Origin of the sequence: Synechococcus sp. R6-5 (assembly GCF_047461775.1) — a bacterium.
GTDB lineage: Bacteria > Cyanobacteriota > Cyanobacteriia > Thermostichales > Thermostichaceae > Thermostichus.
Window position 1 is genome coordinate 1 of record NZ_JANSHV010000037.1, and the last position, 9,342, is coordinate 9,342.

Here is a 9,342-nt window from a genome sequence, read left to right on the forward strand (position 1 = left end):
GGTTTTGGGGGTTAGAGGCATGCTCTCCTCTTCCACTGGGAGAGGGGCGGGGAGTGAAAGCTAGCAGCGCAGAAGGCTTGGGATCCCTAGGAATCTACTCTTCCAAATCCTGCAAGTACTGGCGGATATCGGCCAAGATGCGTTCTAGGTCTTCTGGGGCCTGCAGAGCCCGTGCCCATTCATGATCACCTTGGGATCCCTGCTGGGCCAGCGCTACCCCCAAGTGCTCCAGCTCGCGGACCACTTGGCAAAAAGCATTAGCTCCCACATTGGAGCTGGCTCCTTTGAGGCGGTGGGCGATCCGCCGCATTCTTTCTGCGTCGTAACCGGCAATAGCTTGGCGCAATTGCGGCAGCTGGTCTTCACAATCTTGGATGAACACCTGCAATAGCTCTCGCTGAAACCCGCGATCCCCGCCGGAAACCTGATCCAGATAGGCAGAGTCGATGGGATAGGGCAAGGTGGGAGAAGAGGGATCCCGGCTCTCAGCGGGGGAAGCTGGAGAGGCTGCTTTAGAAGCGGATCCATTGGAGGATCCTGCTGCAGACTGGGCAATCACCTGGCTCCAGTGGTTGAGCACCCTTTCCAAATCTTCCTTCAGCACCGGCTTGCTGAGATAGTCGTCCATACCTGCCTGCAGGCAGCGCTCCCTATCCTCCTGCATGGCGTTGGCCGTGATGGCAATCACCACTGTGCGGTGGCCGGATCTCCGTTCCTGTTGGCGTAGGCGGCGGGTGGCCTCGTAGCCGTCCATCACCGGCATCTGACAATCCATAAGAATGAGGTCGTAGCTGACCTGCTGCAGGAGATCCAATACCTCCTGACCATTGGCCACCACATCGGCCATGTAGCCCAAACTCTCGAGCTGGCGCAAAGCCACCTTTTGGTTGACGGGGTTATCCTCTGCCAGCAAAATGCGCAGGGACTGCTGGGGTCGGTCGGCCATAGGCGTCGTCTGAGAGAGAGGGGGGCCAATGCCCAAAAGAGAGGTGGAGAGGCCAGAAGATTTCCCCAGGGCCATGGCCAACGCCTCCTGAAGGCGGCTTTGTTTTACCGGCTTAACCAGGTAGGCGGCAAAGCCGATTTCGGCAGCGCGGCGGGAGTGCTCCCCCAGTCCCAGTGAAGTCATCATCACCAGTTGCGTCTCGGCCAGTTGCGGATCTGCCTTGATCCAGCGGCCCAAGGTCTCCCCATCCACCTCTGGCATTTGCATATCCAAAACGACCAGGGGGAAGGGTCTGCCCTCGCGAACGGCTTGGCGCAGTTTGTCCATAGCCTGATAGGCATTTTCGGCCTCTTCCACCACCATTCCCCAAGCCGTGGCCTGGCAGCGCAGGATCTTGCGATTGGTGGCGTTGTCGTCCACCACCAACAGTCGCTTGCCCTGCAGATCCACCGGGATGCGAGCAGAAGGCTGGGAAAGCTGCTGGGCATAGGGCTGCCGCTCCAGGGTCAGCTCAACGCTGAAGGTGCTGCCCTGCCCCTCTTGGCTGTGCACCGAGATGGTTCCCTCCATCAGTTCTGTCAGTTGTTTGCAGATGGCCAAGCCCAGTCCCGTACCTCCGTATTTGCGGGTAGTAGAGGCATCCACCTGGCTAAACGGTTGAAACAGCTTGCTCTGCGCCGCCGCCGGGATCCCGATCCCGGTATCTCTCACCGAGAGCCTGAGGTGGACATGGGTAGCGGTTTCTTGCAGCACCTCTGCTTGGATCACCACCTCTCCTCGGTGGGTGAACTTAATGGCGTTGCTTACCAAATTGTTGAGGATTTGCCGTAGTCGCGAGGCATCTCCCCGCAGGTAGCGCGGCACTTCCGGTGGCATGAGCACCGCCAGCTCCAATCCCTTGGCGTGGGCAGTGGGGGCAAACAGATCCGCCACCTCTTCCAGACACGAGCGGAGATCGAAATCCAGGATCTCCAGCTCCATTTCCCCGGCCTCCAATTTGGAGAAGTCCAGGATGTCGTTGATGAGGGTGAGCAGCGCATCGCCACTGATGCGGATGGTCTCTACAAAGTCCCGCTGTTCTGCATTGAGGGGGGTCTCCAGCAGCAGGCCCGTCATCCCCAGTACCGCGTTCATGGGGGTGCGGATCTCGTGGCTCATGGTGGCCAAGAAGCTGCTCTTGGCCTGGGCAGCCTGCTCAGCTGCTTTGCGGGCCTGCTCCAGCTCGAGGCTGCGCTTTCTCTCCCGTTCCAAAAGGGCTGCCTGGGTGAGGGCAATGCCAATTTGGTTGGCCAACTGCGACAGCAGCTCCATCTCAAACGGCTGCCACTGACGGGGCCCGGAGCACTGGTGGGCCAGCAACAACCCCCACAACTGCTGCTCCAAAAACAGCGGCACCACCATGTTGGCCCTGACCTGCATTTTTTGCAGCAGCTCTAGGTAACAAGGCTCCAGTCCTTCACTTTCCACATCGCTAACAACGCGAACGCGGCCCTGGCTGTAGAGCTGGGCGTATTTCTCCTGAAAGCAAGGATCCTCGATCACCTCTCCTGCCAGCGAGGGGATCCCCGGCTGAGTTTTCTCGTTGGAGATGATCCCAGAACCATCCGGCTGGAAGCGGTAGACCAAGACTCGGTCGGCTTTGAGCAGGGCTTGGATTTCTGTTACCGCCGTCTCTAGGATCTCGGCGATATCCAAAGATTCGCGGATCTTCAAGCTGAGATTCGCCAGCAACTGAGCCCGGCGGTTTTGCTGCTCCAATTCTTCTGCCGCTTTCTTCTGCTCGGTAATGTTGCGGAAGATGCCCCGCGTAGCCACCACCACTCCATCTTCAAAGCGGCAGTTGACATTGCCCTCCACCCAAACGGTTTCACCGCTGGCCGTGAGGAAAGCTGTCTCTACTCTCTCTACTTTCTCCCCCGATAGAAGCTTCTGGAAAAGAGCCTGGCAGTGCTCCCGGCAGTCGGGATGGAGAATGTCGAAGAGGGTCATTTGATAAACTTGAGCTTCGTCATAGCCCAAGGTCTCTTTCCAAGCGCGGTTGACATATAAAAAGTGCCCTTCAGCATCCACGCTTTGGATGAGGTCAGTGGCATTTTCAAAGAGATCCCGGTAGCGCTCTTCGCTTTCTTTCAAGGCCAGCTCCGCCAGCTTGCGGTCGGTGATGTCGATGCCGGTGCCCATGACAAACTCCACCTCGCCGGCAGCGTTGATTAGGGCGGTGTTAGACCAAGAAATAAGCCGCAGTGCCCCCTGCTTGGTGCGCCAAAAATTCTCATGGCGATTCAAAAAGAGGGAATGATTGCCCTTGAGCTGTTCAAAAGCTTGCTTCACACCAGGCACATCTTCCGGCGGGATCAAACCTAAGTCCCATAGCAGCCGGCCCTTGACCTCTGCCAGCGAGTAGCCAGAAAGCTGCTCGGCAGCGCGGTTGAAGCGCAAAATGTGTCCCTCAGGATCCAGAACCACCACCAGCGCCCCTGCTGTATCAATAACCGCGTTGGTAAAATCTCGCTCTTGCTTGAGGGATCCTTCTGCCTCTTCCCGCTCGGCAGTCTCCCGGCGGATGAGGAAGTAAACCGAGGCCAAAACCAGGTAAGTAAAAATGAGCCCGCCAAAAGCAATGAGATTGGTTCTAACCCAGGCAAACTGAAATTCCTGGCTGCGTTGCTGCAGAAGGCGATTTTCCTCCTGCTGCAGCACCCGAATCAACTCGACAATTTGCTCCACCAACCTTGGCCCTTCGCTGCTTTCCAGGGCTTCCTGGGTGGCGAGTAGCCCCTCTTGCTCCCTCAGCCGGATCAAGTCTTGGATGACTCGTAGCCGTTGCTCCAGCAGCAGCTCTAGGCGCTTCAGACGCTCCTGTTGCAGGGGGTTGTCGACAGTCAGTTCCTGCAGCAGGCGCAGACGGGTAGAGATTGCTTCAAGGCTGTCTTGGTACTCACCGAGGTAGCGAGGATTATCGGTCAGAAGATAGCCACGTTTACCGGCTTCGGCGGCGCGGGTTTCCGCCAGCAATCCTTCCAAGTTTTGGATCACTTTTAGAGTGTGGGCCACTCGTTCTGTAAGCTGCGGCAGTTGAGAGGCATTCCGCTGAGCTGAGTAGGTGATCCCGCCCAAAAGCAAGGCAGCCAGGCCAAAACCGGCGGTAACTTTGAGGAGAAAGCGGTTTTTGCGGGCAGGTTTAGTATCCCCCGACTTAGGCAGCAGAGGCGTCTGAGCCAGTTCCCTCAAAGTACGGCGCAGCTCCAGTTGGGCCACCACCTGATGGGCCAGGGCCTTGAGCTGCTCCAATTGCTCCGGGCTAAGCTGCCGAGGCTGATAATCGACAACGCAAAGCGTGCCCAGGGCCTGCCCTTCTGGAGTTACCAAGGGAATGCCAGCGTAAAAGCGAATGTGGGGCTCTTGAGCGACAAACGGGTTATCGGCAAAGCGGGGATCCTGAGTGGCATCGGGCACCACCAGCGGCTCTTTAGGCGACAAGATGGCGTGGGCGCAGAAGGCCACATCCCGGGGAGTCTCCTGCACATCGACGCCGAATTTGGCTTTAAACCACTGGCGGTGTTCGTCGACAAGGCTGACCAGAGCAATGGGCGTGCCGCAGATGTAGGCGGCAAGGCGGACGATCTCGTCAAAGGCAGTTTCAGGTGCCGTATCGAGAATCTGATACTGCCGCAGGGCAGCCAGCCGCTGCTCTTCGTTGGGAGGGAGGGGGGCCTTAGGCATAGGTCAAACTAAGCGGAGAGAAAGGGATCCCGATCCACCGATCTCGGAGGTCGATAGTCTCAAGGTAAAAGAGGTAACCCCAGCATAACTTCCAAGCCTCTCCACCGGAAGCTACAGGGATCCGATCCCCAAACCAGCTTCCCGTTGGTTCAGTTCGCTACATTTTCACCACGCCTGCGTCAGCTACTCTTCTAGCTCCTGCAAATTAAGCAAGCTTCGAGTTGAAATTTCTCAACGGAAGACCTACTATAGAGCGACGAGCTTTGTAAAGGGGGAATACTCTCAGTCATGCAAAAACTCCAAGACAGTTTGGTAAAAGCTCTGAGCATCGATGGAGCACTGGGGATAGCGCTGGGGGATTGGAAAACTGGGATGTGCTTGGGATATAAGGGCACCAACAGCTCCGCTTTTCCTGAAGCTAACTTGGAGCTGGCAATCGCCGGAAATACAGAAGTAATTCGCGCCAAAATGCGAGTTGCTGAGTCTCTTAAGCTTACTGACAAAATCGAGGAGATTCTTATCCTGCTGGAGACTCAGTACCACCTAATGCATCTAGTCCAGCACATCTCTGGTTTGTTTTTCTATCTGGTTCTGGATCGAGAGAAAAGCAACTTGGCCCTTGCCCGCATCAAGCTTGGCCAAATCGAAAAGGAGCTGACCCTCTAGAAGTGGAGGTGAAGCCGGACAACCTGGCAGTATCCCCTGAAACCCATTTTGGGGGAGTGCGGAACCGGGGACTTGAACCCCGATGGCATTGCTGCCACTAGAACCTGAATCTAGCGCGTCTACCATTCCGCCAGTTCCGCGGCGATCTACAAGTGTGCCCAAAGCAGGGGATCCCTGTCAAGGCTGGCAAAAGGGATCCCTTGCCGGCGGCTCTATCTGTGCTAAGCTCTGCTGCGCACAAGATTAAAGCCGATAACGCTGACCTTGGCCGACTTTACCTTCACCTGCGAGGGCACCTGCCCCCATACCCAAGCGCGGGCGGGATACTTCGTCACCCCCCACGGCGGGATCCCAACCCCTTGCTTTATGCCGGTGGGAACTTTGGCCAACGTGAAAACCCTCACCCCGGCCCAGCTCAAGGAGACAGGTGCCCACATCATCCTCAGCAACACCTATCATCTCCACCTGCAACCTGGCGAAAGCATCATTCAAGCGGCAGGGGGGCTACACCGCTTTATGGGCTGGTCGGGCCCCATCCTCACCGATTCAGGCGGCTTTCAGGTCTTTAGCCTCAGCGCCATTCGCCAAATCAACGAGGAGGGAGTGACGTTCCGCTCTCCTCTCGATGGCCGCATCATTCACTTCACCCCAGAGCTATCCATCCAGATTCAAAATGCCTTGGGTGCCGATGTGATCATGGCCTTCGACGAGTGCCCGCCCTACCCTGCCAGCCCTGAGGAAGTGGAAGCAGCGGTGCGGCGAACCACCCAGTGGCTGAAACGCTGCGTGAAAGCCCATCGCCGCTCAGATCAGGCTTTGTTTGGCATTGTGCAGGGGGGAGTTTACCCTGAGCTGCGCCGGCGGGCGGTGGAAGAGGTCTGTCGGTTGGATCTGCCGGGCTATGCCATTGGCGGGGTGAGTGTGGGGGAGCCGGTCGAGTTTATGCACGCCGTTGTGCGGCAAACAGCCCCTCTACTGCCGGCAGATCGCCCCCGTTATCTCATGGGGGTGGGCACCTATGCAGAGATGCGGGCCGCCGTGGCCGCCGGAGTGGATTTGTTTGACTGCGTGATCCCCACCCGCTATGCCCGCCATGGCACGGTGATCAGCCGGGGCAAACGCTGGAACATCAAAAATGCCGAGCACCGCCGCAGCCTGGATCCCATCGATCCCGACTGTCCCTGCTACACCTGCCGCCACTTTAGCCGAGCCTACTTGTGCCACCTCATCCGCGCCCAGGAGATCCTGGGCTACACTCTGCTCTCCATCCACAACATCACGGAGCTGATGCGCTACACCCAGAAGATGCGTCAGGCCATCTTGGAAGGCCAATTTCATGAGCACTGGGATCCCTGGAGCTAAGCCGGTCAGGAGATTTCTCTGGAAATATCCGATCCATCCTAGTTCACTAGGCACTCCAATATCCCGTGTATATACTTAAACTATCCCATGTAGCCGCAGGAAGGAGTCAGATCATGGCTATCCGAACCCTCAGCAGCGTGATTGAACAGCACATTGCCGGCCTTCCGGGCTTGATTGCTGTTTTGATAGGGCGGGCCACTGATGGTGCTACAGTAGCCAAAGTAACCTACGTCAGTGATAGCCAAGAGGAGCAGGCCCTAGAACTTTTGGGCACCTATGCCAGCGACCTAGTCCAGGCCAACAGTCGTCTATGCCAGCTTGTCAGCTCTGACCAAGAGGCGGACTACCTTTTGGCCGGCACTTCGGCGTTGCGGGTTGTCATCAAAGCGTTTCCCAAAAGCCCCTACTTTGTTTGGAGAGCCGGTTATCTTCCACTGCCATCACTACAACCTCTTCCTGCAGCAGACTATTGAAGATCCCGACTGGATCGATGGAGTGGGAATTCTGCGCACCGCAGCCCAGGAGATCTTTTACAGTCTTCTGTACGGAGCTTTCAAGGCTCTTGGCATTCAGGAGACCCAAGAGCGCCTGGCAGTAGCAGCTCAGATCTTCAGTTTTTTAGGATTTGGGCGGCTGGCGTTTGAGGTGACACCTTCAGGCGGGGAAGTGCAGCTTACCCATTCTCACTATGCAGAAGGTTGGCTGAGCAAGTACGGGGATCAGGTCAACCGCACACGTCCCATTGACCACTTGGCGGTGGGCTATGTGGCGGCAGCTCTGGATGCCACGTTTGGCGAGCTGGGAAGCTACGGGGCAGAAGAAACGGAGTGTATGGCCGTTACGCGCAAGGATCACTGCGTGATCCAGGCCACTCGGCTGCCGCGGCCCCAGTTGTTGACTCCCAGTCCAGGGATGGGCAAGTTGATCGAGCAGCCGCTCCAGTTCCCCCGGCCCACAACAGCAGTGGACTACGATGCGGTCAACGAAGCTCTGTGGGGCTTGCCTTTGGCCGGAGATGATCAGGGGCAGATTCGCGCGTTTAACGTGTTGCTAACGCGCATGCCTGCCAACTACTGCAACCGCATTCAATATCGCTTTTTACAGGAGCTGAAGGCGGTGCAGGCTGAGCTGATGGGGGTGGGGGAAGCTCTTATCCGCGAGTCGGGGCATGTTTGTGTCTTCTACACCTTCGGCAACATCATGGAATCGGTGGAGTGGGAAACCCTGGTGGGGCCGATGCTGGAGAAGGACACGGACTGGATCCACGGCGGCTATGCGGTGGCCAGCAGCCTGGGGTGGGGTCGCTGGCAGGCTTTGGAGGTGGTGAGTGGCCAGTCTTGCCGGGTGGCCATTGATGGCAACTACGAAGCCAACTACTTTTTGGCTTCCTACCCACGGGCAGAAGATCCCGCCTGCTATTTTGCTCAAGGGGCGGTGCCGGCGATGATGAATCTGGTCTACAACGGCAACATCCAGCAGAAGCCGGTTTTGGATCAAGTCTTCTACAACCGCCTCTTCCAGCGGGGTGGGCTCTTCCACGGCCAGGAGACCAAGGCTAGAGAGAAAGGGGATCCCTGGTGCGAGTTTTACGCCGCTCGCGTCAGCGGGACGGAGTCCTTGCGGATGTAGGGATCCATGCAGGTGCGTGTCCTCAGGCGGCGGGAGTGTGGAGCGGGGTGGGCCACCGACCTGCTGCTGCCACGTTGCCTTGTCTGGTCAGAGGTAGAGGCTCTGGCCCAGGAATGGGGAGCCGCTTGTCGCTGTTTTCAAGGGCAACTGGTGTGGCTGGATCTGCCCTCAGGCCGGATTACGGCTTCGTTGCGGGTGCCCCGCCTGACGTTGCGACTCCACGATGCTAACGCTGAGGCGCGGATCCTAGATCGCTTGCAGCAGTTGGCGAAGTCTGCTGATTCCAAGGCAGAGGAGAGTTGAGGGCAAGCCTGGCGCGAACATCCTATCCTGCCATGGCAAAGAGGGCGCTCCATTCTTGGTTGGGCACACCCGGCTTGGCGATGATCTCAAGGATGCGATTTTGGGCGGCGGGCTGGAATAAACTTTCGACGGCCACTTGGGCTACTTTCGTGCGGGGGATGCTGCCGTCAAAGAGGGTATCCGCCTTGGATAGGACAATGCCATCGTCGTTGTCTTGGTTTTTTAGGCCCCCCGGTCGAACGATGGTGTAGGTGAGGCCGCTTTTTTGCAGATATTCTTCCGCCCGTTTTTTCCACACCAGGATCAGCCAAAACAAGTTGAGGGGATGGAACAGCTGGGAAACACACAGGGAAGAGATTAAAACAAAGTGTTGGATCCCTTTGGCTTTGGCCACATCGACCAGGTTCTTGGTGCCTTCATAGTCGACTCGGTAGGGCTGAAAGGGATCCCAACTGGGCCTGGCCCCGGTGGCACAGAGCACCACCGTGCATCCTTCCATGCCCGTCTCCAGCGTGGCCGGATCCAGCACATCCCCCACCACCACTTCCGCTTCGGGGGGCAAAACCCGAGCGGCCAGCTCATGGCTGCGCACCAGCGCCCGTACCGGGATGTCGCGGCCCACCAACTCTTTGACAATGCGGCGTCCGGTTTCTCCTGTAGCCCCTGCAACAAAAGCCTGCATAAGTTTCTGATACATTTACGCTGAACACTGC

General features: G+C 57.6%; 7 protein-coding genes and 1 tRNA gene. 5 read left to right on the top strand and 3 right to left on the bottom strand.

All coding sequences use genetic code 11. The features are described 5' to 3' along the window. Window positions 1-94: 94 nt before the first annotated feature. Entirely contained in the window at window positions 95-4,669 is a 4,575-nt protein-coding gene (locus NW818_RS01970; RefSeq protein WP_414423699.1) for a GAF domain-containing protein, read from the bottom strand. A 288-nt stretch (window positions 4,670-4,957) separates the two neighbouring features. On the opposite strand from NW818_RS01970, the gene NW818_RS01975 reads away from it, so the two are divergent. Then, window positions 4,958-5,335 (top strand): hypothetical protein, encoded by a 378-nt coding sequence (locus tag NW818_RS01975; RefSeq protein WP_414423700.1) that lies wholly within the window; start codon window positions 4,958-4,960, stop codon window positions 5,333-5,335. Between the two features lie 57 nt (window positions 5,336-5,392). On the opposite strand, the gene NW818_RS01980 is transcribed toward NW818_RS01975, so the two are convergent. Beyond that, window positions 5,393-5,475 (bottom strand) — tRNA-Leu (locus NW818_RS01980). A 112-nt stretch (window positions 5,476-5,587) separates the two neighbouring features. Between NW818_RS01980 and tgt the strand changes: the two genes are divergently transcribed. The 4 genes from tgt to NW818_RS02000 all read left to right on the top strand — a co-directional run bounded on the left by tgt (window position 5,588) and on the right by NW818_RS02000 (window position 8,629). Then, entirely contained in the window at window positions 5,588-6,697 is a 1,110-nt protein-coding gene (gene tgt / locus NW818_RS01985) for a tRNA guanosine(34) transglycosylase Tgt (RefSeq protein ID WP_414423704.1), read from the top strand. A 113-nt stretch (window positions 6,698-6,810) separates the two neighbouring features. Continuing rightward, window positions 6,811-7,170: a hypothetical protein gene (locus NW818_RS01990; protein ID WP_414423701.1), complete on the top strand. Its 360-nt coding sequence runs from the start codon at window positions 6,811-6,813 to the stop codon at window positions 7,168-7,170. Window positions 7,171-7,192: 22 nt separating this feature from the next. Beyond that, a complete protein-coding gene (locus NW818_RS01995; protein WP_414423702.1) occupies window positions 7,193-8,326 on the top strand; it encodes a hypothetical protein in 1,134 nt (377 codons plus the stop codon). Window positions 8,327-8,332: 6 nt separating this feature from the next. Beyond that, window positions 8,333-8,629 carry a hypothetical protein gene (locus NW818_RS02000; protein WP_414423703.1) on the top strand — a complete coding sequence of 99 codons (297 nt, stop codon included), beginning with the start codon at window positions 8,333-8,335 and terminating at the stop codon, window positions 8,627-8,629. A 22-nt stretch (window positions 8,630-8,651) separates the two neighbouring features. On the opposite strand, the gene NW818_RS02005 is transcribed toward NW818_RS02000, so the two are convergent. After that, a complete protein-coding gene (locus tag NW818_RS02005; RefSeq protein WP_414423705.1) occupies window positions 8,652-9,311 on the bottom strand; it encodes an SDR family oxidoreductase in 660 nt (219 codons plus the stop codon). Between the last annotated feature and the right edge of the window lie 31 nt (window positions 9,312-9,342).